The sequence below is a fragment of the Tabrizicola sp. genome (assembly GCF_016793705.1).
In the GTDB taxonomy this organism is placed as follows: Bacteria; Pseudomonadota; Alphaproteobacteria; order Rhodobacterales; family Rhodobacteraceae; genus Tabrizicola.
The window spans coordinates 1-26,548 of record NZ_JAEULO010000042.1 but is presented as its reverse complement, the minus strand read 5'-3'; the positions used below and the strand labels follow the sequence as shown (position 1 = coordinate 26,548).

Below are 26,548 nucleotides of genomic sequence, written 5' to 3'. Positions count from 1 at the left end.
CTTCGGCGAAAGGACTACCCCCGATGGCCAGCCCCGACCAGCCCCCTGCCCCGGCACCTGCCCTCGACTGGCGTGACGGGATGATCCCGGTCTCGCGCCGGTTCGACGACCCGTATTTCTCGCTGGAGGGGGGCCTGGACGAGACGCGGCATGTGTTCCTGGCCGGGAACGGCCTGCCGGGGCGGTTCCGCGACGGGTTCCGCATCGCCGAGCTGGGCTTTGGCACGGGCCTGAACCTTCTGGCGGTTCTACAGGCGCATCAGGGGCCGGGGCATGTCTCCTACACCAGTTTCGAGGCCTTCCCGATGCCCGCCCCTGACATCGCTCGGGCGCTTGCGGCCTTCCCCGAAATCGCCGGGCTGGCAGAGCCCTTCCTGCGGCAATGGGAAGCGGGCAAGACCACGCTGCACTTCCCCAACCTGACCGCAACGATCCTTCTCGGCGATGCGCGCGAGACGCTGGCCCGATGGGAGGGCGAGGCCGACGCCTGGTTCCTGGACGGGTTCTCTCCGGCAAAGAATCCCGAGCTTTGGTCGCCCGATCTGATGACGCAAGTCGCCCGCCACACCGCGCCAGGCGGGACCTTCGCCACCTATACCGCCGCGGGCCATGTCCGCCGCGCGCTGGCCCAGGCCGGCTTCACCGTCACCCGCGCGCCTGGCTTCGGGCGGAAGCGGCACATGACGACCGGCGTGCTGGCTGCGATCCCGCCTTGCCAAGGCGCCGAATAGCGCGTACCCGCCCGCCTTCGGTTGAGATTGCCCGCCCCCGGTGCTAGTCTTGCCCGCAAGGCCCGGCGCGGGGGCCGCTTGTCCGCGCTTTCCTGGAGGACAAGGTCCTGTCGCATTCTGATCCCGCCACCGGCCTGCCTGTCGGTCCGCGCCCGAAAACCCCTGACATCGCCGAAGGCGAGCACCGCTCCGAGGAGGTCCTGGCCCTGGTTCTGAAGTCGGTCGACGACGACAAGGCCGAGGATGTCGTCGAGATCGACCTGCGCGGCCGGTCGGACGTGGCCGATTACATGGTGATCTGCTCGGGCCGGTCCTCGCGGCAGGTCGCGGCGATCTCGGAAAAGCTCGCCGACCGGCTGAAGCAGGAGCTGCGGATTTCCGTCCGCATGGAGGGCAAGGAAACCGGCGACTGGGTGCTGATCGACGCGGGCGACGTGATCGTCCACGTCTTCCGCCCGGAAGTGCGCGAGTTCTACCAGCTTGAGAAGATGTGGCTTCCGGCGGGGGCGACCCGCGCCGCCAAGGCCTGATGCGCCTGCACCTTTGCGCCGTGGGCCGCCTGCGGGCGGGGCCGGAGCGCGATCTGGTCGACGACTACCTGCAACGGCTGGACCGGACCGGGCGACCCTTGGGCCTTGGGCCGGTGACGGAGCATGAGGTCGAGGACAAGAAGGGCGGGGGAATGGCGGCGGAAGCGGCGCTTCTGTCCCGCGCGATCCCCGAGGGCGCGGCGCTCTGCGTGCTGGATGAACGCGGCAAGACGCTTTCCAGCCCGGAGTTTGCGCAAGTTCTGGCGGGTTGGCGCGATGGAGGGCGGCAGGATGCGGCTTTCGTCATCGGCGGGGCGGACGGGGTGGACCCCTCGCTTCGCGCCCGGGCCGATCTGGCGGTCAGCTTCGGCCGGATGGTCTGGCCGCACATGCTGGTCCGGGTGATGCTGGCCGAACAGCTTTACCGGGCCGCGACGATCCTGGCAGGGTCGCCCTACCACCGGGTTTAGGAAGGCAAGCGGTCAGAACCTGTACGAATAGGTCAGGCTTGCCGTGTCGACGTCCTGTCCGCTTTGGTAGTCGCTTTGCGACGTCTCGAAATCGAGACGCGAGCTTTCGTTGATGTCCCAGCCGATCCAGAACGCCTTTGCCTCGCCGGTGAAGACGGAAAAGAACGTCGGCATCTGCTTGGCCCGCGCAAGGCCCAGGTCAAACCGGCCAAAATCATAGGATGCCGAATATCCGCGATATTCGAGATCATAGTCGATCGAACCGAAATCCGGAGCCTGGCGGATCGAATTGGCGACAAGCTTGAGGCCCTTGAACCGGAAGGCCGCGCTTGTCGAACGGTAGTTTCGGGATGGCCCGTCCTCGTAGGCATAGCCCAGCGCGACACCGAATTCGCCGAAGTCCCGATCCCATTTGACGCCGGCGCTGTCGGCTTTTCCGCGCTCGTTCTTTGAAACCGATACGGTGAAAACGAAGTCGCCAAGGGTCAGATCGGCGCGGGTCGTCCGGGAGTCGTAGAACCGGGGCTCCACCGATGACGTGTCTGAAAGCGGAATTCCGGACGTTCCCAGGCCGCCGCCAAGATTCATCAGCACCGCGCCTCCGGCAGGGATCGGCGACGCTCCCGACTCGATTTCAAGGGTCGCAAGGCTGAATGACGATTCCATGTCGCCGTAAGTCAGCAGCAGAGGCCCGACCGAGACATAGGCCGCGAGATCCAGCTCGAACTTGCCGAACTTGCCGGGCTGCTGCCCGAACATCAGATTGATTCCATCGTAGCGAGCCTGCGAGCCCTCGCGCGCGGTCACTCTGCCGATCAGGCCCAGGCTGATCGTCTCGGAGACAGCATAGTCCGCCGAGGCGTTGCCCTCGAAGGCCAGCACCGGGCCATTGTAGCCATAGCCGCTGAATGTGGCGGATCGCAGGTCCAGCCATCCACCCGCGACCGTTCCGTCAAAGCTGAGCGTAAGGGGTTCATCGGCAAGGATTGGTGTGCCGAATCCCAGCATGGAAAGAAGTGCAGCCGAAAGTTTCATGCATACGGCTCCTCATTGCTGCGGAAACGCTGTCAATAAGTAAAAAGGTGCACCTTTGGTGACAGTCCGACAATAAACGGATGTTCGGCGGCCTTTGCCGCAACGACAAGTGATGCAGCAGCGTCACATGGGTTTTGCCGGAGTTGGGCCGGTTTCGTCCTACAGGAGCGCCCGTTCCGCCGCCGATCCCAGCCGCAAGAGCCGCGCTTCCCCGTCCGCCGCTCCCATCAGCGTGATCCCGCAGGACGGCTGCGCGGTCGGCAAGGTCAGCGCGCAGACGCCCATCAGGTTGGCGATCCTCGTGTTGCGCAGCGCCAGCAGGTTTTCGGTGACGTAATAGGTGTCATCGGTCATCAGCCGGTCGGCATCCGGCGGCAGGATCGGTGAGGTCGGCAGCAGGATGGCGTCGAAGGCTGCCGTCCGTTCGGCCCAGCGACGGCGGATCGCCTCCAGCCGCCGCCAGGCGGCGACATAGTCCACGGCAGAGACATTGGCGCCCGAGCGGAAGCGCTCCAGGATGCGGGGGAACATCTTCTGCGGCGCGGCCTCGATCACCTCGCGCCAGATGCCATAGGCCTCCGAGGTGAAGACGACGGCCGCCATCGCCATCGCCTCGGCCACTTCGGGCACCTTGATCCGGACGATCTGTGCCCCGCCCCGGCCCAGCCGCGCGACGCCATCCTCGAAGCCCTGTGCCGGGCGGTCGCGCAGGTCGTCCAGCGCCACCGTCTCCAGCACGGCAAGCCGGGCGCCGGAGAGATCCGCCCCCGCAAGGTCGGCGACCGGCTCGCCGCTGAGCGCCGTCAGCAGATGCGCGCAATCCTCGACAGAATGAGCGAGCGGCCCGATGGTGTCGAACCGCTCGCACAAGGGCACCGTGCCTGTCATCGGCAAGGTTCCGGCGGTGGTCTTCAGCCCCACGAGGTCGTTCCAGGCCGCCGGAATCCGCACCGAGCCGCCGGTATCGGACCCGATCGCCGCCGGGGCCAGCCCGAAGGCCACCGAGGCCGCGGCGCCCGAGGAGGAGCCGCCCGGCACCGCCTTGTCGTGGTTCAGGCAGGGTGGTGTTGCCGTCACCGGGTTGAGCCCAAGGCCCGAGAAGGCCAGCTCCGACATATGCGTCTTGCCGAGGCACACCAAGCCCTGAAGCGTCGCGGTTTCCAGAACCGCCGCATCCCGGCCCGGCGTCCGGCCCTTCAACAGAGCCGAGCCCGCCTCGGTCGCCACGCCTGCCGTGTCGAAGAGGTCCTTCCAGCTGACCGGCACCCCGTCCAGAAGCCCCTTGCGCAGGCCCGCCTTGGCGCGCGCCGCCGCCGCCATCGCCTCGCCCCTGGCGCGCGCCGCCGTGGCGCGGGCGTAGATGCGGGGGGCGAGGGGATGCGTCTCGATCCGGTCGAGGAAGGCCTCGGCCAGTTCGACCGGATTGATCTTCCCCGCGCCGATCCCGCGCCCGAGGTCCGCCGCCGTCATGTTCGCCCAGGTTCCGCTCATCCCCGCCCCCCGTTTTCCGAGAACGGTAGCGGCTTGCCGACGCATGGACAATCCGTCGTGGCGGGCTAAGAAGAGCCTATGAGCTGGGACACCGATATCCTGATCGCGGGCGGCGGGCTGAACGGCCCGGCCCTGGCGCTGGCCTTGGCGCAGGGCGGCTTCCGCGTGACCGTGGTCGACGCCCGCCCGGCCCGGACCCGCGCCGAAGCCGGGTTCGACGGGCGGGCCTATGCGCTGGCCATCGCCTCGGTGCGACTTCTGACGGCCATCGGGATCTGGCCCGCCGTGGCCGACAAGGCGCAGCCGATGCTGGAGATCAAGGCCAGCGACGGGCGGGCGGGGGAAGGCTCCGCGCCCTTCTTCCTGCATTTCGACGCCGCCGAGATCGAGGAAGGCCCGATGGGGCACATGCTGGAGGACCGGCACCTCTATGCGGCCTTCCTGAACGCCATGGAAGCAGTGCCGGAGATCACGCTGCTGTCCGGGGAAACCGTTCAGGCGCAGGAGGTTGGACCCTCCGGCGTGACGGTGACGCTGGCCTCGGGGCGGCGGCTCACCGCCGGGCTTCTGGTCGGCTGCGACGGGCGCGGATCGGGCGTGGCGACGCGGGCGGGCATCCGGCGGATCGGCTGGGGCTACGGGCAGACCGCGCTGGTCACGGCGATCCGGCATGAGCGCGACCACCATGGCATCGCGCATCAGTTCTTCATGCCCTCCGGCCCGCTGGCGATATTGCCGCTGAAGGGCGGGCATCTTTCCAGCATCGTCTGGAGCGAGACTGACGCCAATGCCGCCGCGATCCAGGCCTTGCCGGACGAGGCCTATCTGGAAGCGCTGCGCCCCCGGTTCGGCGACTTCCTGGGCGAGATCAGCCTTGCCGGCGACCGTTTCACCTACCCGCTGTCGCTGTCGCTGGCCGAGCGCTTCATCGCCCCCCGCGTGGCTCTGGTGGGCGACGCGGCGCATGGGGTGCATCCGATTGCCGGGCAGGGGCTTAATCTTGGCCTGCGCGATGTGGCGGCGCTGGCCGAGGTGCTGATCCTGGCCCGCCGCCGCGGCGAGGAGCCCGGCAGCCCAGCCGCACTGGAGGAGTACCAGCGCTGGCGGCGGTTCGATTCCACGGCGCTTGCCCTGGGGATGGACACGGTCAACCGATTGTTTTCCAGCGACAATCCCCTGCTGCGTCTGGGGCGCGACCTTGGCATGGGCGTGGTGAATGCCCTGCCCGGCTTGCGGCGCGGCTTCATCCGGCAGGCGGCGGGCTTGACGGGAGAGCTTCCGAAGCTGCTGACGGGGCGGCAGGTCTAGGCGGATCGTCCGCGACGTCGGGATCCGTCCCCTCGGGGGCGGCGCCCGCGGCTTCGGCAGCGGCCGCCGCGGCAAGCGCCGCCTTCCGCGCCTCGCGCCGGTCAAGCAGGTGGAACAGAAGCGGGTTCGCCAGGATCGACAGCATGGCCCCCGCCACCACAAGGTCGCGCGCTTCGGTGGGCACGATGTCCAGCGTCACGCCCATGCTGATGAGGATGAAGGAGAATTCGCCGATCTGCGCCAGGCTGGCCGCGATGGTCAGCCCCTTGTCATGGTCATGGCCGAAGCCGCGCACGATGTAATAGGCGGCGACCGACTTGACGAAGATGATGATCGCCACTGTCCCGATCAGCGCCAGCGGGGCCGAAAGGACCACGGTGGGGTTGAACAGCATCCCGACCGAGACGAAGAACAGCACGGCGAAGGCATCCCGCAGGGGCAGGGTTTCCCGCATCGCCTGCTGTGACAGGGTCGAGGAGGACATCACCATCCCGGCGAAGAAGGCCCCGAGTGCGAAGGACACGCCGAAGAAATGCGTTGCGCCATAGGCGACGCCCAGGGCGATGGCCAGCACCGACAAGCGGAACAGCTCTCGCGATCTGGTCTGGGACACGAAGTGCAACACCCATGGGATCACGCGGCGACCGATGATCAGCATCAGCGCAACGAAGGCAGCTGCCTTGGCCAGGGTGATCAGAACGGTGGCCGCGATCGGACCGATACCGATGTTGCTGGTGACTTCCGCCACCGCCTCGGCCTCTTCCGCGACGGGTATGGCCGTACCGCCCAGAAGACCGGCCAGCGGCGGGATGAGGACGAGGCAGAGAACCATCAGCAGGTCCTCAACGATCAGCCAGCCCACGGCCACCCGGCCCTTGTCGGTGGTGATGAGGTCACGGTCCTGCAACGCGCGCAACAGCACGACAGTCGACGCGACCGACAGGGCAAGGCCAAAAATCAATGCTGCGCCAAGGTTCCAGCCGATCAACCAACCCATCGCGGTGCCGAAGGCGGTGGCCACCAGTACCTGTCCCAGCGCCCCCGGCACGGCGATGGCCTTCACTGCCATCAGGTCGCGCGGCGAGAAGTGCAGCCCGACCCCGAACATCAGCAGGATCACCCCAAGCTCCGCCAGTTCCGAGGCAAGTCCCGTGTCGGCGACGAAACCCGGTGTGAAGGGGCCGATCACCACGCCCGCCAGAAGATAACCCGCGATCAGCGGCAATTTCAGCCGTTGCGCGAGCAGGCCGAAGACGAAGGCCAGCCCGAACCCGGCGACGAGGATCGTGATCAGGGGCGTTTCATGCGGCAATGCGGTCTGGTCCTTTCCGGTCGACGCCCGGAAGATCAGGCGCGGCCAAGCTGGCTTTTGGAATTTGTGTCAGGAGACAATGGGATAGTAGGTATTGATTCGCCGTTTGCAATCGCGACTGCGACGCTACTTGTCACAAATCCTCCATTTGCCGAAACAGTCTGAAATGTTACGCCTTGGCGATGCCCGAGCTGATCCCGAACCCCCGCGCCCGTCGCCTGTTCCTTGACCGCCACGCGCTCTCCGAACCGCCTGCGGGACCGGCCTCGGGCGAGGCGCTGCATGATCTGATCGAACGGATCGGCTTCGTGCAGGTCGACAGCATCAACACCGTGGCCCGCGCGCATGAGATGATTCTCTGGTCGCGGCGGCAGTCCTTCCGGCCCCCGGCGCTGAAGCGGCTTCTGGAGCGGGACCGCAGCCTCTGGGAGCACTGGACGCATGACGCCTCGATCCTGCCGGCGCGGCTGCACGGGGTCTGGCAGCACCGCTTCCAGCGCGACGAGGAACGGTTGCACAAGAACTGGCGGCGCTGGTTCCGCGAGGGGTATGAGGCGCAATTCGATGGCATCCTCGACCGGATAGCCAGGGATGGGCCGGTGGGAACGGCGGATGTCGGCGAAGGCGAGGTGCGCGGCAAGGGCGGCTGGTGGGACTGGCATCCCTCGAAGACCGCGCTGGAATGGCTGTGGCGGACGGGGCGGATCGCCGTCACCCGGCGGGACGGCTTCGCCAAGATCTACGATCTGACCGAGAGGGTGATTCCGGAGGTCCACCGGACGCCGGTGCCGGTGGAGGAGGTCTGCGACTGGGCCTGTCGGACCGCGCTGCGGCAACTGGGGTTCGGGACCAGCGGCGAGATCGCGGCCTACTGGAATGCGGTCGGGCCGGAGGCGGCGAAGCTGTGGTGCCGCGAGGCCCTGGCGCGGGGCGAGATCATCGAGGCGGAGGTCGAAGGCGCGCAGGGCCAGCGCCGCAGGGTCTTTGTTCTCCCGGAAGTCCTGGATGAACTTCCCCCGGACCCCGTCCCCCGCCTGCGCATCCTGTCGCCCTTTGACCCGGCGCTGCGGGACCGCGACCGGGCCGAGTTCCTGTTCGGCTTCTACTACCGGATCGAGGTCTTCGTGCCCGAGCCGAAGCGGGTCTGGGGCTACTATGTCTTCCCGGTCATGGAGAGCGAAAGGCTGGTCGGCCGGATCGACGTGAAGGCCTTCCGCGATACAGGTGCGCTGCGGGTCAAGGCGTTCTGGCCGGAAGCCGGGGTGAAGCTGACCAAGGTCCGGCGGGCGAAGCTGGAGGCCGAGCTGGACCGGCTGGCCCGGTTCGCGGGGTGTGAACGGGTGGAATTCCTGGACGGGTGGGAGAGGGAGACGCTGGCGCGGCCAAGGGATTGAGAACGCTGCGGTAATCCGGCGGTTTCAGGCCGGAAGCGCTGTCCGGTTCCGGTATGGACTGCATATGGAAAGCGTCCATACGCCCGCGATGGGATTGCGTTAACCCTGCTGCGCGAATCGGTTCTGAAAGGGCGTTGGGCGGATCGCCCACCCTACACCCTACACCCAGCCGTCGATCACGCTGACCGCCTCTTCCGCCGTTTCCACCATCGCGAAGAGCGACAGATCCTCGGGGCTGATCACCCCGGCGTCGGCGAGGTGGGTCCAGTTCACCACGGTTTCCCACCACTCACGCCCGAAGAGCAGGAAGGGGATCGGCTTCATCCGGCCGGTCTGGATCAGCGTCAGGCTTTCGAACATCTCGTCCAGGGTTCCGAAGCCGCCGGGGAAGACGCAGACGGCCTTGGCGCGCATCAGGAAATGCATCTTGCGGATGGCGAAGTAGTGGAAATTGAAGCTGAGATCCGGCGTCACATAGGCGTTTGGGGCCTGTTCATGCGGCAGCACGATGTTCAACCCGATGGACTGGCCCCCGGCCTCGTCCGCGCCGCGGTTCCCCGCCTCCATCACGCCGGGGCCGCCGCCGGTGCAGATGACATTCTCGCGTCCGTAGCTTTCAAGGCTGCGCTCGGTCATGATCCGGGCAAAGCGGCGGGCCTCCTCGTAATAGTGCGAGAGATCGGCGAGCGCCTTGGTGCGCGCGGTGTCGCGGTGTTCGGGCGCGGGGATGCGGGCGCCGCCGAACATGACGATGGTCGTCTCGATCCCGCGCTCGTCCATGATCAGCTGCGGCTTCAGCAGTTCCAGTTGCAGGCGGACCGGGCGCAACTCCTCTCGCGTCAGAAAATCGCGGTCGGCGAAGGCCAGGCGGTAGGCGGGGGCGCGGGTCTGCGGCGTGTCGGGAATGCGTTTGGCCGCCGCGATATCCTCGACCGAATCGCGGAACGGGTGGCTTCGGGGTTCGTCTTTCATGAGGTATCCGACCCTGGTTTCTCTAAGCACAGGCTTATCCGGTCTTGGCCAAAGAGGCCAGTTCGGGTCTGGGTGCCGGACTCACGCGGGAGTGACTTGCGGCACCAGAGGGGCGGGGAGCAGGTGGTCGCGCGCAACTCATGGAGGACGCGACGTGAGGCAGCTTCTTTTGGCGACGGTGTTGATGGTGGGCGCGGTGGCCGCCTTTGCTGCGGGACGGGTGTTGCTTGTCCCCTCTGCCGGGCAGGTGCTGGGGGATCTTCAGCCGATGCAGGCCATCGTGACCGATGTGCAAGGCATCGTCGGCAGCGGCGATCTTGACCGCGCCGCGACCCGGATCACCGATCTTGAGACGGCATGGGACGATGCAGAGGCTGAAATGCGCCCGAAGAGCCCGGAGGCCTGGGGACGGGTCGATGACGCCATCGACGCGGCGCTGTCGTCGCTGCGGGCCGAGACCCCCGATGCGGCGGCGGCCTCCGCGGCACTTGCCGGCGTGCAGCAGGCGATGACGGACCCGGGCGCGGACAGCACGGGCGGGCCGGTGGACGTGGAGGGGATCCTCGTGACGGATGCGACGGGCCATCCCCTGCCCTGCGAGGCGATGCTGTCCAGCATCCGGGACAAGCGGACGGGCAGGGCCGCAGTCGCGGACGCTGCCGCTCTGGATGATCTGGTGGCAAAGGCGACCGAGCGCTGCAATGCCGACGATGACCGCAATGCCGATGCGTTCAGCGCAAAAGCCCTGAAGCTTCTGGGCCAGGGCTGACCCTGCATCCGTCTGGAAAGGACAATCCCGATGAAAAGCGATTTCGCAACGGCCCGGCCGAACCGGGTGCCCGAGGTGACGCTGGATTTCTGGCTGATCAAGCTGATGGCGGTGACAATGGGTGAGACTGCGGCAGACTATCTGGCGGTGAACCTTGGTCTGGGGCTGACGGTCACCTCACTTCTGATGACCAGGGTGCTGGTGATCGCGCTGGTCCTGCAATTCGCCCAACGGCGCTATGTGCCCTGGGCCTACTGGCTGGCCGTGGTCCTGATCAGCATCGTCGGGACATTGGTCACGGACAATCTGGTGGACACCTTCAGGGTGCCCCTGACTGTCACGACGGCAGTGTTCACCGTGGCTTTGGCCGTGACCTTTCTGGTCTGGTACCGGGTCGAGGGGACGCTTTCCATCCACGACGTCACCAGCTTCCGGCGCGAGGCGTTCTACTGGCTGGCGATCCTGTTCACCTTCGCTTTGGGCACGGCGGCGGGCGATCTGGTGGCCGAAGAGTTCGGGCTGGGCTATCTGGCGACCGGCATCCTGTTCGGGATGATCATCGCTTCGCTGGCGATCGGATATTTCTTCCTGGGCCTCGATGCGATCCTGGGGTTCTGGCTGGCCTATATCTTCACCCGGCCGCTGGGGGCATCCTTCGGTGATCTCTTGTCGCAACCGGGTGACTATGGCGGGCTCGGCTTCGGCACCATCATCACCAGCGCGCTGTTTCTGGCGGCGATTGCGGGGATCGTGGTCTTCATGACGCTGAGGACCACACGGCAGCCTGCCTGATGCCGGGTCGGGCACGGTGATTGTATGCCGGAGCGGCTGTCGCTATAGGCTGGTCCGGCAACGATCTATCGGAAAGGCCCGCCCCATGTCGAACGCCGCGCTGGAAGCCGCCATCGAAGCCGCCTGGGAGGCGCGCGAGGGCATTTCTCCTGCGACGAAGGGCGAGAGCCGCGATGCCATCGAGGCCATCCTTTCGGCCCTGGACAACGGCAGCCTGCGGGTGGCCGAGAAGCGCGGCAATGACTGGCATGTGAACCAGTGGGCGAAGAAGGCCGTCCTTCTGTCCTTCCGGCTGACCGACATGCACGAGATCTCCGGCTCGAACGGCGGGTCGAACTGGTGGGACAAGGTCCCGTCGAAGTGGCAGGGCTGGACGGCGGCGGATTGGCGCGAGGCCGGGTTCCGGGCGGTGCCGGGGTCGATCGTGCGGCGGTCTGCCTATATCGCCAAGGGCGTGGTGCTGATGCCGAGCTTCGTGAACATCGGGGCCTATGTCGATGAAGGCGCAATGGTCGACGGCTGGGCCACGGTCGGGTCCTGCGCGCAGATCGGCAAGAACGTGCATCTGTCGGGCGGGGTCGGGATCGGCGGCGTCCTGGAGCCGATGCAGGCGGGGCCGACCATCATCGAGGATGACTGCTTCATCGGGGCGCGGTCCGAGGTGGTGGAGGGCTGCATCATCCGCGAAGGCTCGGTCCTCGGGATGGGGGTCTTCATTGGCAAGTCGACCAAGATCGTCGACCGGGAAACCGGCGAGGTGATGTATGGCGAGGTGCCTAGCGGGTCCGTGGTGGTGGCGGGGTCGATGCCGTCGAAGGGGGGGATCAACCTCTACTGCGCGGTGATCGTGAAGAAGGTCGATGCGCAGACACGGTCGAAGACCAGCATCAACGAGTTGCTGCGCGACTGACCGGCTGCGGGCGCGGGCGGACGGGCCTTCCCGCCGCCGTGCTGGCGCGATATCCCTTGGGAATGGCGATCACCCTTTCCGCGCTGACCGACCTGGCCGCGATGGGCTTCGATGACATCATCGACGCCCGCGCCCCTGCCGAATTTGCCGAAGATCACCTGCCCGACGCGATCAGCCTGCCGGTGCTGAACGATGCCGAACGCGCCCGGGTGGGCACGATCTACAAGCAGGTCTCGCCCTTCGACGCGCGCAAGCTGGGCGCGGCGCTGGTGGCAGAGAACGTGGCGCGGCACCTGCAAGGACCGCTGGCGGGCAAGGGTGGGGGCTGGCGGCCGCTGGTCTACTGCTGGCGCGGCGGGCAGAGGTCGGGGTCCTTCGCGCTGATCCTGTCGCAGGTCGGCTGGCGGGTGGAGACCCTGGCGGGCGGTTACAAGGCCTGGCGCGGGCTGGTGGTCCGGGCGCTGCACGAGGCGCCGTTCCCCTGCAAGGTGGTGGTGCTGGACGGCAATACCGGGTCGGCCAAGACCGAACTGCTGAACCTGCTGCCCGCCCGGGGAATGCAGGTGCTGGACCTGGAGGGGATGGCGCAGCATCGCGGCTCGCTCTTCGGGGCGATGGGCGAGCAGCCGTCGCAGAAGGCGTTCGAGGCGCGGCTGGCGCTGGCGATGGCGGCGCTGGACCCCGCGCGCCCGGTGGTGGTGGAGGCGGAAAGTGCCAAGGTGGGCGGCTTGGGCCTGCCGACGCGGCTGTGGCAGGCGATGTGCCGGGCCCCCCGGCTGGCGCTGGAAGTGCCACGGGCGGCGCGGGCGAACTATCTGACGCGGGCCTATGCCGATGTGACGACTGACCCGGCCCGGCTGGCCGCCACCATTGACAAGCTGCGGCCCTGGCATCCGAAAGAGCGGATCGAGGACTGGCAGGCTCTGGCCGGGGCAGGCGCATTCGCCGCGCTGGCGGACGAGTTGATGCAGCACCATTACGACCCGCGCTATGCCCGCCACCGCGCGCGGATCGCCGTTCCGGTGACACCGCTGGAATGTGACCTGACCGACCTGCCCGCGCTGGCCGACCGGCTGGCCGACACCCTTCCCCGCCTGACAGGAGCCCCCGCATGAGCGCCGCCGAAGAACCTCGCCTGACCTCGCTCTCCCATGGCGGCGGCTGCGGCTGCAAGATCGCGCCCGGCGTGCTGTCGGGCATCCTGCGCGGCACGGCGGCCCTGCCGGTGCCCGAGGCGCTGCTGGTCGGGATCGAGACTTCGGACGATGCCGCTGTCTACCGGCTGAACGACCGGCAGGCGCTGGTGGCGACGACGGATTTCTTCATGCCCATCGTGGACGACCCCCATGATTTCGGCCGCATCGCCGCGACCAATGCGATTTCGGACGTCTACGCGATGGGCGGGACGCCAATCCTGGCTCTGGCCGTGGTGGGAATGCCGATCAACGTGCTGTCGGTGGAAACCATCGGCCGCATCCTGGAAGGCGGGGCCGAGGTCTGCCGTGCGGCGGGCATTCCCATCGCGGGCGGCCATACCATCGATTCGGTCGAGCCGATTTATGGCCTGGTCGCGCTGGGGCTGGTCGACCCTTCGCTGGTGAAGAAGAACGCGGGGGCAGAGCCCGGCGATGTGCTGGTGCTGGGCAAGCCCCTTGGCGTGGGCATCATGTCCGCCGCACTGAAGAAGGGCGCGCTCGGGGCAGAGGGCTATGCCGCGATGATCGCCGCGACGACGAAGCTGAACACGCCCGGACCGGACCTTGCGGCCTTGCCGGGGGTCCATGCGCTGACCGACGTGACCGGCTTCGGTCTGGCGGGGCACGCGCTGGAGATGGCGCGGGGCGCGGGCTGCGACGTGCGTCTCGACTGGGCCGAGGTGCCGCTCTTGCCGGGAATGGCTGCACTGGTGGAGCAGGGCTGCGTCACCGGTGCGTCGGGTCGCAACTGGGCCAGCTACGGCGCCGAGGTGGTGCTGCCGGACGGGTTCGCCGCGCAGGCGCGCGCGCTGTTGACCGATCCGCAGACGGCTGGGGGGCTTCTGGTCGCCTGCGCGCCGGAGACGGTGGGCGAGGTGCTGGCGCTGTTTGCCGCGCATGGCTTTGACGCCGCTGCCGTGGTGGGCGGGGTCGGCCCAGCCTCGCAGGCGCCCCGCTTGAGGCTCTGACAACGGGCGTCGGCTTGCATGATGGGCTGCGGCCTGTCATCTCTGCGGCGATGCCCGAAAGGATGCGGACATGGCCGAGGATGACACCCCGAAGAAGGAAAAGCGGCCGCAGCAGGTCTATTCCCTGATCGTCGAGGTTGGCCGCAAGGAAGGCGACGGTTTGCCCCCCAAGGCCACAGGGGCGGCGCTTCTGTGCTATGCCTCGGGCGTGGACGAGGCGGAAGCCGTTCGGGAGACGGTGGCGATCCTGAAGGAGGCCGACCTGTCGCCGCTGGAGGTGCAAGGACTGGGCACGCTGGAGGAACGGCTGAAGGCGGGCGACGAGATCGACGAGGCGGAGCAGGCGCTGATGCAGCGGGCGCTCGAGGAGAATTCGGTGATCGTCGCCGAGATGACGCCGTTCTTCGACTGACGCAGCGACGCACCCACACGCCTTGCGGTTGCAGGCACGCGCCCAAGCGGTTAGGGATCACCAGCGCCCGAACCTGGACCCGACGATGCCCTTCGATCCCGTAGACCCGGTGGAACTGACCGCCAAGCTGATCCGCTGCCCCTCTGTCACGCCAGAGGAAGGCGGGGCGATCACGCTTCTGGAAGCCGTGCTGGGCAAGGCGGGCTTCGCCTGCACCCGGGTGGACCGGGGGGGGATCGCCAACCTCTATGCGCGCTGGGGCAAGGCGGGGGCGAACAAGGCCTTCGGCTTCAACGGGCATACCGACGTGGTGCCGGTGGGCGATGCCGAGGCCTGGACTTACGATCCCTTCGGAGCCGAGATCCGCGACGGGTTCATGTACGGCCGGGGCGCCTGCGACATGAAATCGGGCGTGGCGGCCTTTGTCGCGGCGGCGGCGGATTTCGTGCGCGAGACGCCGCCCGACGGCGCGGTGATCATCGCGATCACCGGCGACGAGGAGGGCGAGGGCAAGGACGGGACGGTGGCGATCCTGGACTGGATGGCCTTCAACGGCGAGCGGATGACGCATTGCCTGGTGGGCGAACCCACCTGCCCGCACGAGATGGGCGACATGATGAAGATCGGTCGCCGCGGCTCGCTGACCTGCGATATCGCGGTCGAGGGGGTGCAGGGGCATTCGGCCTATCCGCACCGGGCGAAGAACCCGCTCTCGGCGATGGTGAAGCTTCTGGCGCGGCTGGAGGCGGAGCCCCTGGACCGGGGGACGCAGCATTTCGATCCTTCGACGCTGGCGATCACCACCATCGACTGCGGCAATCCGGCGGGGAACGTCATTCCGGCCAAGGCCACGGCCCGGATCAACATCCGCTTCAACGACACGCATTCGGGCGACACTTTGTCGGCCTGGCTGCGGCACGAGGCGGAAGCGGTGGCAGAGGCGACGGGTACGGACATCCGGCTGAAGATCAGCGTCTCGGGCGAAAGCTTTCTGACCCCGCCGGGGGACTTGTCGGCGATGGTGGCGAAGGCGGTACAGGCCGAGACGGGGCGGAAGCCGGTGGCCTCGACCTCTGGCGGCACCTCGGATGCGCGCTTCATCAAGGACCATTGCCCGGTGATCGAGTTCGGGCTGGTCGGCAAGACCATGCACCAGGTGAACGAGCGGGTGGAGGTCGCCCAGATCGACCAGCTGAAGGCGATCTACGCCCGTATCCTGCAGGAGTATTTCGCGTGAGCCGCCCCGATCCGATCCGCATCGAGGTGACGCGAGACATCCCGACCTGCCAGGCCCTGCGCAAGGTGGTGTTCATCGACGAGCAGGGCGTGAGCCAGGCGGAGGAGGTGGACGGGCTGGATGGCAAGGCCATTCACCTTCTGGCCTGGGACGGGGATTGCCCGGTCGGCACGGCGCGGATCCTGATGAACGGCGCCGTGGGCAAGATCGGGCGGGTCTGCGTGCTGCCGGAAGCGCGGGGCATCGGCCTTGGCGAGGCGCTGATCCTTGCCGCGCTGGAGGAGTTGCGGCGGCAGTCGGGGATCAGCGAGGCCTATCTCGGCTCGCAGAGCCATGCCACCGGGTTCTACGAAAAGCTGGGCTTCTCTGTCGAAGGCGAGGAATTCCTGGACGCCGGCATCCTGCACCGGCACATGCGCCGCGCCTTGTGACCGGCGGTTTTCAAGTGGAGCGCTGACGCGCAAGTCTTTCCTCTCGTCGGCGCGCTTGCGCGCTTCTCCTCGGGGGCCTCCGGCGGGGATATTTCGTGCCAGGTGAAAGCCCTGTCGGGTAGTCTTGTCTGGCCCGGCGTGCTAGGTCTGCGCCATGAAACCATTGCCCTCCAAGGATGAAATCCGCCAGTGGATTTCCGAAAACCCCGGCCTTTCGGCCAAGCGCGACATTGCCAAGGCCTTCGGCATCAAGGGCGATGCGCGGATCGAGCTGAAGCGCCTCTTGCGCGAACTTGAGGATGAAGGCGTGGTGGAGAAATCCGCCCGCCGCTTCCGCGAGCCGGGGGTGCTGCCCCCGGTGGCGGTGTTGCAGGTGCTGCCTCCGGATGCGGCAGGCGATTTGTATGCCAAACCGCTGGAAGAGGGCGTGGACGAGGGGCCGCGCATTCTGGTCATTCCGAAGAAGGGCGATCCGGCCTTGGGGGCCGGGGATCGCATTCTGGCGCGGCTCAGCAAGGTCGATCTGGACGACTACGCCTATGAGGCTCGGCTGATCCGGCGGCTGGGCTCGAACCCGCGCAAGGTGCTGGGGGTTTTCCGGCTTGGCTCGCAAGGAGCCAGGATCGTGCCGGTCGAGAAGGGCGACGACAAGGAGTGGCGCGTCTCGACCGACATGACGATGGGCGCGAAGGATGGGGAACTGGTGGAAGCCGAGGCCGTCGGCGGCCGACGGCTGGGCCTTCCGGCGGCGCAGGTCGTGGCGCGGCTGGGCGATCCTGCCGGGCCGCGGGCGGCGAGCCTGATCGCCATCCACCAGCATGGCATCCCGGACGTGTTCCCGGACGCGGTGATCGCCGAGGCCGACCGGGCCGAGCCGGTGGGCATGGCGGGCCGCGAGGACCTGCGCGAGTTGCCGCTTGTCACCATCGACCCGGTGGATGCGCGCGACCGGGATGACGCGGTCTATGCAGAGGCGGATACCGACCCCGGCAATATCGGCGGCTTCGCGATCTGGGTTGCGATCGCCGATGTGGCACATTTCGTCACTCCCGGCAGCGCACTGGACCGCGAGGCGCGCAAGCGGGGCAATTCGACCTATTTCCCTGACCGCGTGGTGCCGATGCTGCCGGACATCCTGTCGGGCGATCTCTGTTCGCTGCACGAGGGGGTGGATCGCGCCTGCCTCGCGGTGCGGATGGTGATCGACGCAGCGGGCGCAAAGCGCAGCCACCGCTTCGTGCGGGGGATGATGCGCTCGGTCGGCTCGCTGCATTATGCGCAGGTGCAGGCGGTGGTGGATGGCGCGCCGGATGACAAGACCGCGCCTTTGCTGGAGCCGGTGCTGAAGCCCTTGTATGCCGCCTATGCCGCGTTGAACCGGGCTCGGGAGTTGCGGCAGCCGCTGGACCTTGAGCTGCCGGAGCGGAAGATCGAGCTGGATGAAGAGGGCCGCGTGAGCTCGGTCGCCTTCAAGGAGCGGCTCGCGGCGCACAAGCTGATCGAGGAATTCATGATCCTCGCCAATGTTGCGGCGGCGGAGGAGTTGATCCGGCTGAAGCGGCCCTTGCTGTTCCGGGTGCACGAGGAACCCTCGCCCTTGAAGCTGGAGGGCCTGCGCGAGGTGGCCGAGGGGGCGGGGATGACGCTGGCCAAGGGGCAGGTCCTGCAGACCAAGCACTTGAACCGGCTCTTGTCCCAGGCGCAGGGGACAGAGTTCGACGAGCTGATCAACCTGTCCACCTTGAGGTCGATGACCCAGGCCTATTACCACCCGGAGAATTTCGGTCATTTCGGGCTGGCCTTGCGGAACTATGCCCATTTCACCAGCCCGATCCGGCGCTATTCCGACCTGATCGTCCACCGCGCGCTGATCTCGGCGCATGGCTGGGGGAAGGACGGGCTGAGTGCGTGGGACGAGGAGAACCTGGAGGAGACCGGCAAGCTGATCTCGGAGGCCGAGCGGCGCAGCATGGCGGCAGAGCGGGACACGACGGACCGCTATCTCGCCGCCTATCTGGCGGACCGGGTGGGCGCGGAGTTCGCGGGGCGGATTTCCGGGGTGCAGCGCTTCGGGGTCTTCGTCCGGCTGGACGAGACCGGGGCGGACGGGCTGATCCCGATCCGGGCGCTGGGGCGGGAGTATTTCCAGTATGACGAGGGCAGCCAGACGCTGATGGGCTCGGAGACGGGGCTGGTGCTCGGGATCGGGCAGAAGGTGGTGGTGCGGCTGTCCGAGGCGGTGCCGGTGACGGGCGGGCTGATCCTGGAGCTTCTGTCGGTGGAAGGGGCGGTCGTGCGACCGCCTAAGCGGAAGGGTGGGAAGTATCAGCCCCGGAAGCCCGCGCAGGCGGCGGCGAAGCGGCGGCTGGTGCGCAAGCGGAGATGAGGGGCGCAAGACCTTTCGAAAAGCCTTGCAAAATCCTTCGAAGGATTCTGGTCGCGCCCGGCATGGGCGTTGTTCTTGGTCTTTCGACCGCACAAGGGCAAACGATCCTGCCTGATCCGGTGGATGGCGTGGAGGTGGAGATGGGAACGCAGGCGGGGCTTGATGCCTGGGTGGTGGGGTTCCGGCCCCGCGCCATTGCTGCTGGCATTTCGGCATCTACCTTCGACGCCGTGATGCGGGGAGTGGAGTTCAACCCGAAGGTCGTGGAGCGCGACCGGAACCAGAACGAATTCTCGAAGACGATCTGGGACTATCTTGATACGGCCGTGTCCGAGGACCGGGTGGCCCTGGGGCTGAAGGCGATCGAGAAGAACCGCGCGCTGCTGGAGCGGATCGAGGCGGACTACGGGGTGAAGAAGGAGGTCGTCGCGGCGGTCTGGGGGCTGGAGAGCGCCTATGGCACCTACCGGGGCGATCTGCCGGTGCTGGGGTCCTTGGCGACGCTGGCCTATGAGGGGCGGCGGGGGGCCTTCTTCGAGGCGGAGCTCATTGCCGCCTTGAAGATCGTCGAAGGCGGGCATGTGGAGCGGTTCGAGGGGTCCTGGGCGGGGGCGAGCGGGCACACGCAGTTCATGCCGTCCAGCTGGGAGAAGTTCGCGGTCGATTTCGACGGGGACGGGAAGAAGAACCTGTGGGGGGATGACCCGGCGGATGCGCTGGCCTCGACGGCGAATTACCTGCGGTATTGGGGCTGGGTGAAGGGCCAGCCCTGGGGGGTGGAGGTGACGCTGCCCGCGGGGTTCGACTATGACCAGTCCACCGAGCGGGTGGTGAAGCCTGTGGCCGACTGGCAGGCGATGGGGGTGCGGCTGGTCGGCGGGGCGGACCTGCCGGATCACGGGCCGGGGTCGATCCTGCTGCCGGGGGGGCATCGGGGGGCGGCTTTCCTGATCTGGCCGAACTTCCAGGTGATCGAGAAGTACAACACGGCGGACGCCTATGTGGTGGCGATCGGGTCGCTGTCGGACCGGCTGGCGGACGGCCCGGCGATCCGGCATGGCTGGCCGCGCGAGCTCAGGGCGCTGACGCTGGCGGAGCGGCGGGAGTTGCAGGAGCTGCTGGGCCGCGCCGGGTTCGATCCGGGCGGGGTGGACGGGCGGATGGGGCCGAAGACGGTGGCGGCGGTGAAGGCGTTCCAGAAGGCGCGGGGCCTCGTTCCGGACGGGTATCCTTCGCTGGAGGTGCTGGGGTTTCTGCGGTAGGTGTCCACGGTGGAAAAAACCTGTTGATCTTTTGGAATCAATGGGTTGGTTGCGGGCGTTAGGGGTTTCTTAATCTGTGGCGCAGGCTCCTTCCCTTTGCGGGGACAGGGCGCGCACGGGGGTCCGCAGCGCCGGGGTTTCCGGCGTTGCGCGGGTTGGGACGGTTGCTGAATCGAGCGCTGGCGCGCAAGCCTTCTGTCTCGCCTCTGCGCGTGAAGAACGCGCAACCGGCTCGGGCCATTGGGGGTTTTCCACCCCCAAACCCCCGGAGGATATTTGTCACCAGGTGAAAGAGCATCAGGTCGAGCCAACCCGGTTGCGCCTGCCCGGTTGCGCGCGGTTGGCCGGGGTCAGCCGGGCTTGCGCAGGCGGGCGAGGAAGAAGCCGTCCATGCCACCCCGCTCGGCCCAGTGGTCGGGGCGGAGGCGGAGGGCGCCGTCCGGGGTCCACCAGTCCGGGTGGATGCCGGGGAGATCGGCGCGTTCCACGGTGAGGCTCGGGTGGCGGGTCAGGGTGGCAGCGAGCTGGGCCTCGCCTTCCTCGGGCAGGAGCGAGCAGGTGGAGAAGACGAGGCGGCCTCCCGGCTTCAGCCAGGTGAGGGCGCGGTCGATCAGTTGGGATTGCAGCGCGGTGAGGGCGGGGAGGTCGCTGCCGTCCTTGACGAAGGGCAGGTCGGGGTGGCGGCGGATGGTGCCGGTCGCCGAACAGGGGGCGTCGAGGAGCACGGCGTCGAAGGGAGCTTCGGGCTGCCAGTGCAGTGCGTCGGCGGTGACGAGGGTCGCGGTCAGGCCGGTGCGGGCGAGGTTTGCTTGCAGGCGGGTCATGCGGGGGGCCGAGATGTCGACGGCGGTGACATCTGCCCCGCTGGCCGCCAGTTGCAGCGTCTTGCCGCCGGGGGCGGCGCAGAGGTCGAGGATGCGCTCTCCCGGCATCGGTTGCAGGAGTTGCGCAGGGAGAGCGGCGGCGGCGTCCTGGACCCACCAGCCGCCGTCGGCATAGCCGGGAAGGGTGGAGAGCTGGCCGGGGTTGCGCAGGCGCAGACTGCCGGTGGGGAGAAGGTCGCCTTCGGGGGCGGGGAAACCCTCGCGCAGGGTGAGGTCGAGCGGGGGTTCCTGCGCCTGCACGGCCTCGATGGCGGTGACGATGTCGCGGCCATAGGCGTGGACGAGGGGTTGGCGGAGCCAGCGCGGCAGTTTCTGCACCGGCAGGACAATGGTCTCGGGCAGGGCGCGGAGGACGGCGTTGACGAGGCCCGCCAGATGGGCGGTGCGCTTGCCGCCTTTGCGGGTGATCTCCACCGCCGCGTTGACCACGCCATGCGCGGGGGCGCCTTGGGCGCGTTCCACCACGGCGAGACGCAGGGTGTTGCGGACGGTCAGGGGGGGCGCTTTCCGCAGGTGCTTGTCGAGAAGTTTGTCGGCAGGCTCGATGTGGCGCAGAGTGGTCTCGGCCAGCCGCAGGGCACGGGCGCGGTCGGCGGGGGCGAGGCCCTCGCCGGAGAAATCGGAGAGCATCCGGCCTTCGCCGAGGACGCCGTCCAGGATTGCCACTGCGGTGGCGCGCGCCACGACGCCTTCGGCCATTGCCGTTCCCTTGCTGGTTCGGCATGCGGCCTATATCAGGAAGTGACGCCACACAAGGAAACCCGAGGATGGATGACGACCTTGCACCTGCCGCCAGACGCGCTCTGGCCGAGGCCGAGGCGCGCCGGAAGGCCGCCGAAGCGAAGGCGCCGCTGCCGAAGGAGCTGGGCGGGCGCGAGGGGCCGGAGCCGGTGCGCTATGGCGACTGGGAGAAGAAGGGGCTGGCCGTCGATTTCTGATTGCGGGCGGAGTGGTGCGCTGTAGCACACTCTACGGGGTGGGCATCGCCCGAAATTCACCTTGGCGGAGTTGCCGCCAAGGTGTGTCAGCACTTGCTAGAGGCACAGGTAAAGGTGTTGCGACTGATAGGTATATGAGTTGTAGGACGACGAGGCATATTCGGCGCGCTGTTTCCCCCCCGCCTTGCAGATGCGGGTCGCCTCTGCCTGGTTCTCGGGCGTCTTTCCCGAAGCATAGTCGACCAGCTTGACGCTGGCGCCGTTGTAGTCGGACACCACCGGCGTGGTGACACAGGCCGAGAGGGCAACGATGGGCAGGGCAAGAACGAAGCGCATGTAAACTCCTGGACAGCGGGAATCGCCTGGCGGGTTTCGCGGCCGATCACGGCAAGATCATGGAAATATTTGGAAAACAATACATTCTTCAGGCTTGATCCTACCGGTGCCGCAGTCCGAAGCGCGCCTTGTCGCAGGCGAAAGGCGGCGCTTCCCCCTTGTCCTTTGTCGAAGGCCGAGCGCAGTCAGGTTCGCCCGCTCAGATCCCCAGCACGTCCATCATGTCGTACTGGCCCGGCTTCTGCCCCTGGCCCCAGAGGGCGGCGCGGAGCGCACCGCGGGCGAAGATGGCGCGGTCGGTGGCCATGTGGCGCAGGATGACGCGCTCGCCCTCGCCGGCGAAGATCACGTCATGCTCGCCGACGATGTCGCCGCCGCGGATGGCGGAGAAGCCGATGGCTCCCTTCGGACGGGCGCCGGTGATGCCGTCGCGACCGGAGACCTTGGCGTCCTCAAGCGCAACGCCCCGGCCTTCGGCGGCGGCCTGGCCGAGCATCAAGGCTGTGCCGGAGGGGGCGTCGACCTTCATGCGGTGGTGGGCCTCGACGATCTCCACGTCCCAGTCGGCGTCCAGCGCGGCGGCGACCTTCTGCGTCAGGCGGGTGAGGAGGTTGACACCGAGCGACATATTCCCGGCGCGGATGATCACGGCATGGCGGGCGGCAGCTTCGATCTTTGCGAGGTGCTGGGGTTCCAGCCCGGTGGTGCCGATGACATGGACGGCGCGGGCCTGGGCGGCCAGCGCCGCGAATTCGACGGTGGCGGCGGGGGCGGTGAAGTCGACCACGGCTTGCGCTTTCGAGAAGGCCTCCAGCGCATCGTCGGTGACTTTCACGCCCACGGGGGCGCCGCCCATCGCCTCGCCCACGTCGCGGCCGATCCAGGGGTGGCCGGCGCGTTCGACACAACCCACGAGGCGCAGCTTGTCCGAGGCCTGGGCGAGGCCGATCAGCGTCTGCCCCATGCGGCCCGAGGCCCCTGTCACTACCAGTCCCGGCTGATCCATGCCCTTGTCCCCCGTCTGGCCCCTTCCCTAGCCGGTTCGCGCGGGCGTGAGAAGCCCGGCGTTGCGGGCGGGGGCGAAAGGGCATATGGGAACGCCATGTCCAAGCGCTTCAACACCGGGTCCGGCCCGTCGCAACGCCAGCTTCGGGTGGGGGAACTGATCCGCCGCACGCTTTCGGACGTGCTGAACCGGGCCGAGATCCACGACCCGGAGCTGAACGCCATGTCGATCACGGTGGGCGAGGTGTCCTGCTCGCCCGATCTGAAGGTGGCGACGGTCTATGTGATGCCGCTGATGGGCTCGGTGCCGGTCGAGAATGCGATTGCGGCGCTGGCGCGCAACAAGGCCGAGCTTCGGCACCGGGTGGCGTCGGAACTGACGCTGAAATACGCACCCGACCTGCGGTTCCGCCCGGACGAGACCTTCGACCGGCTGGACGAGACGCGGCGGCTGTTCGCGGACCCTTCGGTGCAGCGTGATCTTGACGCTGCGGACGGCGAGGAATGAGGCTTTTCGCATTGGCCCTGCTGCTGGCACCGGTGGCGGTCGAGGCGGCGGAGTGCCGGGATACCACGTTCGAAGGGGCGTCCTATTCGCTGTGCGAGGTCGTGGCGGGCGAGGACCTGCGGCTGTTCCACTCCGGGCCGGACGGGGCCTATGGCAGTTTCAAGAACGTGGATGAGGCGCTGGGGGCCGAGGGCAAGGCGCTGGGCTTCGCGATGAACGCGGGGATGTACCATCGCGACCTGGCGCCGGTGGGTCTTTATGTCGAGGACGGGGTCGAGGTCGCGCCGCTGATCACCAGCGACGGGCCGGGGAATTTCGGGCTGCTGCCGAATGGCGTGTTCTGCATCGGCGACAGCTTCCGGGTGATCGAGAGCCGGGCCTTCAAGAAGACCAGGCCGGACTGCCGCTATGCCACGCAATCGGGGCCGATGCTGGTGATCGATGGGAAACTGCACCCGAAGCTGCTGGCCGACAGCGACAGCCTGTATGTCCGCAATGGCGTGGGGGTCAGCGCGGACGGAAGCCGGGCGGTTTTCGCGATATCCAACGACGCGGTGAACTTTCACAGCTTTGCGCGGTTTTTCCGGGATGAACTGGGGCTGAAGGACGCGCTCTATTTCGACGGCAACATCTCGCGGCTTTATGCGCCTGCGCTCGCCCGGCATGACGGGGGCTTTCCGATGGGGCCGATCGTCGGCACCGTGGTTCCGAAGGGCTGACGCATGGGCCGGATCAAGAAGGGCCGGGCGGTCAGCGGCTGGCTGGTGGTGGACAAACCGGCGGGGATCACCTCCACCGCGGTAGTGAACAAGGTGAAATGGGCGCTCTCGGCGCAGAAGGCGGGCCATGCGGGGACGCTCGACCCGGATGCGACCGGGGTGCTGGCCGTGGCGCTGGGGGAGGCGACGAAGACCATCCCCTGGATCACCGATGCGCTGAAGTGCTATCGGTTCCGGGTGGTGCTGGGGGCGGCGACAGAGACGGATGACGCCTCGGGCGCGGTGATCGCGACTTCGGATATGCGCCCGACGGCTGCGGAGATCGAGGCGGCGCTGGCGGCGTTCAGGGGCGAGATCCTGCAGGTGCCGCCACAGTATTCGGCGGTGAAGGTGGATGGCGAGCGGGCCTATGACCTTGCGCGCGAGGGCGAGGCGATGGAGCTGGCGGCGCGGCCCCTGTGGGTGGAGCGGCTGGTGGTCACGGGCCGCCCGGATGGGGATCACGTCGATCTGGAGATGGTCTGCGGCAAGGGCGGCTATGTCCGGTCCATCGCGCGGGACCTTGGGGCGGCGCTTGGGTGCCTGGGGCATGTGGCCTGGCTGCGGCGGGAGTGGTCTGGGCCGTTCCGGGCGGAACTGGGTGTGACGCTGGAGCAGGTTGAAGCCGAAGCGAAGACCGAGGCGCTGGATGCGCGGCTGCTGCCGCTGGAGCTGGGGTTGCAGGACCTGCCAGAGTTCCGGGCGACGCCGGAGGGTGCGGTGCGGCTGCGGAACGGCAATCCGGGGCAGGTTCTGGGCCATGCAGATTGGGGCACCGAGGGCTGGGCCAGTCTGGAAGGGCAGGCGGTGGCCGTGGGGCATTACCGGGGTGGAGAGCTGCACCCGAGCCGGGTGTTCAACCGATAGGGCCGCGCCGACCTCCAGATGCCGTTTTGAGCCCCATTGTGGACAGTCGAGCATCAAGCCTAGTGTGACGGAGATCACACGAAGAGATAAAGAATGGGCGCTTCTTACGATAGCTATATCATTTGCGGCACTCCTCGGACTGGTAGCACCCTGCTCTGCGATCTTCTCGCTTCGACTCGTTTTGCGGGGGAGCCGGACTCTTTCTTTATGCACGATGTTGATCCGATCTGGGCTGAACGATGGGGGCTGCCTCCGCGCGAGGGGAAGGGCACTGCGGATCATTCTTCGGCCTATCTGAAGGCGACCATTGCCGCCGGGCGCGGGCAGACGAAGATATTTGGTCTGCGACTGATGTGGGAGAGCCTGCCCGATCTGATGGCCATGCTCGATCAGGTCCACCCCGCCATGCCATCCGACAAGGCGCGCTTACAGGCGGCGTTCGGCAGGGTGCTCTACGTTCATCTCTCGCGTCATGATAAGCTTGCCCAAGCCATTTCAATGGTGAAGGCCGAGCAAACCGGCCTGTGGCATATAGCGCCGGATGGATCGGAGCTGGAGCGACTGGGTCCTTCGAAGGAGCCGGAGTATGATTTCGTTCGGATAAAAGCGAAACTCGACGAGCTGGCGAGCTATGATGCCAAATGGGTGTCGTGGTTCTCAGAGCAGAAAATCGAGCCGCTCAGGATTACCTACGAAACTCTGTCGGAACGTCCGGACGCCGCGATACTGGCGATCTGTGAGGAACTTGGGGTTCCAAAGCCTTCACCGGGCGCTCTGGCGCCAGGAGTGGCGAAACTCGCCGATGCGGTCAGCCGCGAATGGATCGCAAGGTTCCGGGCAGACGCCGCCGGTCGGGGGGTGGTGCAAGGTCTCTAGACGCAACCGGAAGCAATGGTCTGCCTAGCTGCCGCTCGTCGATCTGGTGGCATCCAGTACGGGGCGATGCTTCCCGACCCATCCTTGAATCTATGGTTGCCCCACTCTGGCACGAGACAAAGCAAAAGGCCCCGCGTCACCGCAGGGCCTTTTCCAAACTCAATCGGCCTGAAACCTCAGACCAGCGCGGCCTTCGCCTGGCCGGCGATGGCGTTGAACGCTTCGGGCTCGTGCACGGCGAGGTCGGCGAGGACCTTGCGGTCGACCTCGATCCCGGCTTTCGCCAGGCCGTTGATCAGGCGCGAATAGGTCATCTCGGCGTCGAACAGACGCACGGCGGCGTTGATCCGCTGGATCCACAGCGCGCGGAAGCTGCGCTTGCGGGCCTTGCGGTCGCGGGTCGCATACTGGTTGGCCTTGTCGACCGCCTGGGTGGCGGTGCGGAAGTTGGTGGAGCGGGCGGCATAGTAGCCCGAGGCGGCCTTGATGACCTTCTTGTGACGGGCGTGCGTCACCTTGCCGGATTTAACGCGGGACATCGGGTGCTCTCCTTACCGGTCGTAGGGCATGTATTTCTTGACGATGTTCGCATCGCTCTCGCACAGGATCATGGTCCCGGCCGAGTTGCGGACGAATTTCGCCGTGCGCTTGATCATGCCGTGGCGCTTGCCGGCGTTGCCAGCCTTCACCCGACCGGAGGCCGTGAAGCTGAAGCGCTTCTTCGCCGCCGACTTGGTCTTCATCTTGGGCATTTCCATCTCCGTGGTTTC

At 67.3% G+C, this 26,548-nt stretch carries 29 protein-coding genes; 20 read left to right on the top strand and 9 right to left on the bottom strand.

All coding sequences use genetic code 11. From position 1 onward, the window contains the following. The first annotated feature begins 23 nt into the window (after positions 1–23). The 3 genes from mnmD (at position 24) to rlmH (ending at position 1,731) form a co-directional block, all read left to right on the top strand. A complete protein-coding gene (gene mnmD / locus JNJ68_RS11480; protein WP_294982513.1) occupies positions 24–731 on the top strand; it encodes a tRNA (5-methylaminomethyl-2-thiouridine)(34)-methyltransferase MnmD in 708 nt (235 codons plus the stop codon). Positions 732–931: 200 nt separating this feature from the next. Beyond that, on the top strand, positions 932–1,261 hold the full coding sequence (gene rsfS / locus JNJ68_RS11475) for a ribosome silencing factor (RefSeq protein WP_363165866.1): 330 nt from the start codon (positions 932–934) through the stop codon (positions 1,259–1,261). Continuing rightward, entirely contained in the window at positions 1,261–1,731 is a 471-nt protein-coding gene (rlmH, locus tag JNJ68_RS11470; RefSeq protein WP_294982512.1) for a 23S rRNA (pseudouridine(1915)-N(3))-methyltransferase RlmH, read from the top strand. The genes rsfS and rlmH overlap by 1 nt, the downstream gene beginning before the upstream one ends. Positions 1,732–1,743: 12 nt before the next feature. Here the strand turns inward: rlmH and JNJ68_RS11465 are convergent, their stop codons facing one another. Next, positions 1,744–2,766, bottom strand: a complete 1,023-nt coding sequence (locus JNJ68_RS11465) for a hypothetical protein (RefSeq protein ID WP_294982511.1) — start codon at positions 2,764–2,766, stop codon at positions 1,744–1,746. A 159-nt stretch (positions 2,767–2,925) separates the two neighbouring features. Further along, positions 2,926–4,257, bottom strand: coding sequence for an amidase family protein (locus JNJ68_RS11460; RefSeq protein WP_294982510.1), 1,332 nt, complete (start codon positions 4,255–4,257; stop codon positions 2,926–2,928). Positions 4,258–4,335: 78 nt separating this feature from the next. Here JNJ68_RS11460 and JNJ68_RS11455 point away from each other — a divergent pair, with 78 nt between their 5' ends. Then, on the top strand, positions 4,336–5,565 hold the full coding sequence (locus tag JNJ68_RS11455) for an FAD-dependent monooxygenase (RefSeq protein WP_294982509.1): 1,230 nt from the start codon (positions 4,336–4,338) through the stop codon (positions 5,563–5,565). Here the strand turns inward: JNJ68_RS11455 and JNJ68_RS11450 are convergent. Continuing rightward, a complete protein-coding gene (locus JNJ68_RS11450) occupies positions 5,501–6,877 on the bottom strand; it encodes a cation:proton antiporter (protein WP_294982508.1) in 1,377 nt (458 codons plus the stop codon). The genes JNJ68_RS11455 and JNJ68_RS11450 overlap by 65 nt on opposite strands. Positions 6,878–7,059: 182 nt before the next feature. Between JNJ68_RS11450 and JNJ68_RS11445 the strand changes: the two genes are divergently transcribed. Beyond that, positions 7,060–8,271 (top strand): crosslink repair DNA glycosylase YcaQ family protein, encoded by a 1,212-nt coding sequence (locus JNJ68_RS11445; protein ID WP_294982507.1) that lies wholly within the window; start codon positions 7,060–7,062, stop codon positions 8,269–8,271. Positions 8,272–8,430: 159 nt separating this feature from the next. Here the strand turns inward: JNJ68_RS11445 and JNJ68_RS11440 are convergent, their stop codons facing one another. Beyond that, entirely contained in the window at positions 8,431–9,243 is an 813-nt protein-coding gene (locus JNJ68_RS11440) for an LOG family protein (RefSeq protein ID WP_294982506.1), read from the bottom strand. Positions 9,244–9,397: 154 nt separating this feature from the next. Between JNJ68_RS11440 and JNJ68_RS11435 the strand changes: the two genes are divergently transcribed. The 10 genes from JNJ68_RS11435 (at position 9,398) to JNJ68_RS11390 (ending at position 19,606) form a co-directional block, all read left to right on the top strand. Then, on the top strand, positions 9,398–10,012 hold the full coding sequence (locus JNJ68_RS11435) for a hypothetical protein (RefSeq protein ID WP_294982505.1): 615 nt from the start codon (positions 9,398–9,400) through the stop codon (positions 10,010–10,012). A 30-nt stretch (positions 10,013–10,042) separates the two neighbouring features. Beyond that, positions 10,043–10,804: a hypothetical protein gene (locus JNJ68_RS11430; protein ID WP_294982504.1), complete on the top strand. Its 762-nt coding sequence runs from the start codon at positions 10,043–10,045 to the stop codon at positions 10,802–10,804. A gap of 85 nt (positions 10,805–10,889) precedes the next feature. Beyond that, on the top strand, positions 10,890–11,714 hold the full coding sequence (gene dapD / locus JNJ68_RS11425; protein ID WP_294982503.1) for a 2,3,4,5-tetrahydropyridine-2,6-dicarboxylate N-succinyltransferase: 825 nt from the start codon (positions 10,890–10,892) through the stop codon (positions 11,712–11,714). Between the two features lie 62 nt (positions 11,715–11,776). Beyond that, positions 11,777–12,829: a tRNA 2-selenouridine(34) synthase MnmH gene (gene mnmH, locus JNJ68_RS11420; RefSeq protein WP_294982502.1), complete on the top strand. Its 1,053-nt coding sequence runs from the start codon at positions 11,777–11,779 to the stop codon at positions 12,827–12,829. Next, positions 12,826–13,878, top strand: a complete 1,053-nt coding sequence (gene selD, locus JNJ68_RS11415; RefSeq protein ID WP_294982501.1) for a selenide, water dikinase SelD — start codon at positions 12,826–12,828, stop codon at positions 13,876–13,878. Before mnmH ends, selD begins: the two co-directional genes overlap by 4 nt. 70 nt (positions 13,879–13,948) lie before the next feature. Next, positions 13,949–14,290 carry a hypothetical protein gene (locus JNJ68_RS11410; protein ID WP_294982500.1) on the top strand — a complete coding sequence of 114 codons (342 nt, stop codon included), beginning with the start codon at positions 13,949–13,951 and terminating at the stop codon, positions 14,288–14,290. An 85-nt stretch (positions 14,291–14,375) separates the two neighbouring features. Then, positions 14,376–15,527 carry a succinyl-diaminopimelate desuccinylase gene (gene dapE / locus JNJ68_RS11405; protein WP_294982499.1) on the top strand — a complete coding sequence of 384 codons (1,152 nt, stop codon included), beginning with the start codon at positions 14,376–14,378 and terminating at the stop codon, positions 15,525–15,527. Between the two features lie 14 nt (positions 15,528–15,541). Next, a complete protein-coding gene (locus tag JNJ68_RS11400; protein WP_294982652.1) occupies positions 15,542–15,958 on the top strand; it encodes a GNAT family N-acetyltransferase in 417 nt (138 codons plus the stop codon). Between the two features lie 154 nt (positions 15,959–16,112). Then, the gene (gene rnr, locus JNJ68_RS11395; protein ID WP_294982498.1) at positions 16,113–18,344 is read left to right on the top strand and encodes a ribonuclease R; all 2,232 of its coding nucleotides are present in this window, start codon (positions 16,113–16,115) and stop codon (positions 18,342–18,344) included. A 62-nt stretch (positions 18,345–18,406) separates the two neighbouring features. Continuing rightward, entirely contained in the window at positions 18,407–19,606 is a 1,200-nt protein-coding gene (locus tag JNJ68_RS11390) for a lytic murein transglycosylase (protein ID WP_294982497.1), read from the top strand. A 350-nt stretch (positions 19,607–19,956) separates the two neighbouring features. Here the strand turns inward: JNJ68_RS11390 and JNJ68_RS11385 are convergent, their stop codons facing one another. Continuing rightward, a complete protein-coding gene (locus JNJ68_RS11385) occupies positions 19,957–21,189 on the bottom strand; it encodes a transcription antitermination factor NusB (protein ID WP_294982496.1) in 1,233 nt (410 codons plus the stop codon). A 68-nt stretch (positions 21,190–21,257) separates the two neighbouring features. On the opposite strand from JNJ68_RS11385, the gene JNJ68_RS11380 reads away from it, so the two are divergent. Beyond that, positions 21,258–21,428 (top strand): DUF1674 domain-containing protein, encoded by a 171-nt coding sequence (locus JNJ68_RS11380; RefSeq protein ID WP_294982495.1) that lies wholly within the window; start codon positions 21,258–21,260, stop codon positions 21,426–21,428. 96 nt (positions 21,429–21,524) lie between these two features. On the opposite strand, the gene JNJ68_RS11375 is transcribed toward JNJ68_RS11380, so the two are convergent. Next, the gene (locus JNJ68_RS11375; protein ID WP_294982494.1) at positions 21,525–21,764 is read right to left on the bottom strand and encodes a hypothetical protein; all 240 of its coding nucleotides are present in this window, start codon (positions 21,762–21,764) and stop codon (positions 21,525–21,527) included. A 199-nt stretch (positions 21,765–21,963) separates the two neighbouring features. Continuing rightward, the gene (gene dapB, locus JNJ68_RS11370) at positions 21,964–22,770 is read right to left on the bottom strand and encodes a 4-hydroxy-tetrahydrodipicolinate reductase (protein ID WP_294982493.1); all 807 of its coding nucleotides are present in this window, start codon (positions 22,768–22,770) and stop codon (positions 21,964–21,966) included. 96 nt (positions 22,771–22,866) lie between these two features. Between dapB and rbfA the strand changes: the two genes are divergently transcribed. The 4 genes from rbfA (at position 22,867) to JNJ68_RS11350 (ending at position 25,778) form a co-directional block, all read left to right on the top strand. Next, a complete protein-coding gene (gene rbfA, locus JNJ68_RS11365) occupies positions 22,867–23,277 on the top strand; it encodes a 30S ribosome-binding factor RbfA (protein WP_294982492.1) in 411 nt (136 codons plus the stop codon). Beyond that, positions 23,274–23,996 carry a phosphodiester glycosidase family protein gene (locus tag JNJ68_RS11360; protein ID WP_294982491.1) on the top strand — a complete coding sequence of 241 codons (723 nt, stop codon included), beginning with the start codon at positions 23,274–23,276 and terminating at the stop codon, positions 23,994–23,996. The genes rbfA and JNJ68_RS11360 overlap by 4 nt, the downstream gene beginning before the upstream one ends. A 3-nt stretch (positions 23,997–23,999) precedes the next feature. Continuing rightward, positions 24,000–24,902, top strand: coding sequence for a tRNA pseudouridine(55) synthase TruB (gene truB / locus JNJ68_RS11355; RefSeq protein ID WP_294982490.1), 903 nt, complete (start codon positions 24,000–24,002; stop codon positions 24,900–24,902). A 93-nt stretch (positions 24,903–24,995) separates the two neighbouring features. Beyond that, positions 24,996–25,778 (top strand): Stf0 family sulfotransferase, encoded by a 783-nt coding sequence (locus JNJ68_RS11350; RefSeq protein ID WP_294982489.1) that lies wholly within the window; start codon positions 24,996–24,998, stop codon positions 25,776–25,778. 176 nt (positions 25,779–25,954) lie between these two features. Here JNJ68_RS11350 and rplT read toward each other — a convergent pair whose 3' ends face one another. Then, positions 25,955–26,317: a 50S ribosomal protein L20 gene (gene rplT, locus JNJ68_RS11345; protein WP_294982488.1), complete on the bottom strand. Its 363-nt coding sequence runs from the start codon at positions 26,315–26,317 to the stop codon at positions 25,955–25,957. A 12-nt stretch (positions 26,318–26,329) separates the two neighbouring features. Continuing rightward, complete coding sequence (rpmI, locus tag JNJ68_RS11340; RefSeq protein ID WP_294982651.1) at positions 26,330–26,530, bottom strand: 50S ribosomal protein L35; 201 nt, start codon at positions 26,528–26,530, stop codon at positions 26,330–26,332. Between the last annotated feature and the right edge of the window lie 18 nt (positions 26,531–26,548).

Coding starts and splice junctions, on each gene's coding strand:
- mnmD (WP_294982513.1), top strand. CDS start 24: ATGGCCAGCCCCGACCAGCCCCCTGCCCCGGCACCTGCCCTCGACTGG.
- rlmH (WP_294982512.1), top strand. CDS start 1,261: ATGCGCCTGCACCTTTGCGCCGTGGGCCGCCTGCGGGCGGGGCCGGAG.
- JNJ68_RS11465 (WP_294982511.1), bottom strand. CDS start 2,766: ATGAAACTTTCGGCTGCACTTCTTTCCATGCTGGGATTCGGCACACCA.
- JNJ68_RS11460 (WP_294982510.1), bottom strand. CDS start 4,257: ATGAGCGGAACCTGGGCGAACATGACGGCGGCGGACCTCGGGCGCGGG.
- JNJ68_RS11455 (WP_294982509.1), top strand. CDS start 4,336: ATGAGCTGGGACACCGATATCCTGATCGCGGGCGGCGGGCTGAACGGC.
- JNJ68_RS11445 (WP_294982507.1), top strand. CDS start 7,060: ATGCCCGAGCTGATCCCGAACCCCCGCGCCCGTCGCCTGTTCCTTGAC.
- JNJ68_RS11440 (WP_294982506.1), bottom strand. CDS start 9,243: ATGAAAGACGAACCCCGAAGCCACCCGTTCCGCGATTCGGTCGAGGAT.
- JNJ68_RS11430 (WP_294982504.1), top strand. CDS start 10,043: ATGAAAAGCGATTTCGCAACGGCCCGGCCGAACCGGGTGCCCGAGGTG.
- dapD (WP_294982503.1), top strand. CDS start 10,890: ATGTCGAACGCCGCGCTGGAAGCCGCCATCGAAGCCGCCTGGGAGGCG.
- mnmH (WP_294982502.1), top strand. CDS start 11,777: ATGGCGATCACCCTTTCCGCGCTGACCGACCTGGCCGCGATGGGCTTC.
- selD (WP_294982501.1), top strand. CDS start 12,826: ATGAGCGCCGCCGAAGAACCTCGCCTGACCTCGCTCTCCCATGGCGGC.
- JNJ68_RS11410 (WP_294982500.1), top strand. CDS start 13,949: ATGGCCGAGGATGACACCCCGAAGAAGGAAAAGCGGCCGCAGCAGGTC.
- dapE (WP_294982499.1), top strand. CDS start 14,376: ATGCCCTTCGATCCCGTAGACCCGGTGGAACTGACCGCCAAGCTGATC.
- rnr (WP_294982498.1), top strand. CDS start 16,113: ATGAAACCATTGCCCTCCAAGGATGAAATCCGCCAGTGGATTTCCGAA.
- JNJ68_RS11390 (WP_294982497.1), top strand. CDS start 18,407: ATGGGCGTTGTTCTTGGTCTTTCGACCGCACAAGGGCAAACGATCCTG.
- JNJ68_RS11385 (WP_294982496.1), bottom strand. CDS start 21,189: ATGGCCGAAGGCGTCGTGGCGCGCGCCACCGCAGTGGCAATCCTGGAC.
- JNJ68_RS11380 (WP_294982495.1), top strand. CDS start 21,258: ATGGATGACGACCTTGCACCTGCCGCCAGACGCGCTCTGGCCGAGGCC.
- JNJ68_RS11375 (WP_294982494.1), bottom strand. CDS start 21,764: ATGCGCTTCGTTCTTGCCCTGCCCATCGTTGCCCTCTCGGCCTGTGTC.
- dapB (WP_294982493.1), bottom strand. CDS start 22,770: ATGGATCAGCCGGGACTGGTAGTGACAGGGGCCTCGGGCCGCATGGGG.
- rbfA (WP_294982492.1), top strand. CDS start 22,867: ATGTCCAAGCGCTTCAACACCGGGTCCGGCCCGTCGCAACGCCAGCTT.
- JNJ68_RS11360 (WP_294982491.1), top strand. CDS start 23,274: ATGAGGCTTTTCGCATTGGCCCTGCTGCTGGCACCGGTGGCGGTCGAG.
- truB (WP_294982490.1), top strand. CDS start 24,000: ATGGGCCGGATCAAGAAGGGCCGGGCGGTCAGCGGCTGGCTGGTGGTG.
- JNJ68_RS11350 (WP_294982489.1), top strand. CDS start 24,996: ATGGGCGCTTCTTACGATAGCTATATCATTTGCGGCACTCCTCGGACT.
- rplT (WP_294982488.1), bottom strand. CDS start 26,317: ATGTCCCGCGTTAAATCCGGCAAGGTGACGCACGCCCGTCACAAGAAG.
- rpmI (WP_294982651.1), bottom strand. CDS start 26,530: ATGCCCAAGATGAAGACCAAGTCGGCGGCGAAGAAGCGCTTCAGCTTC.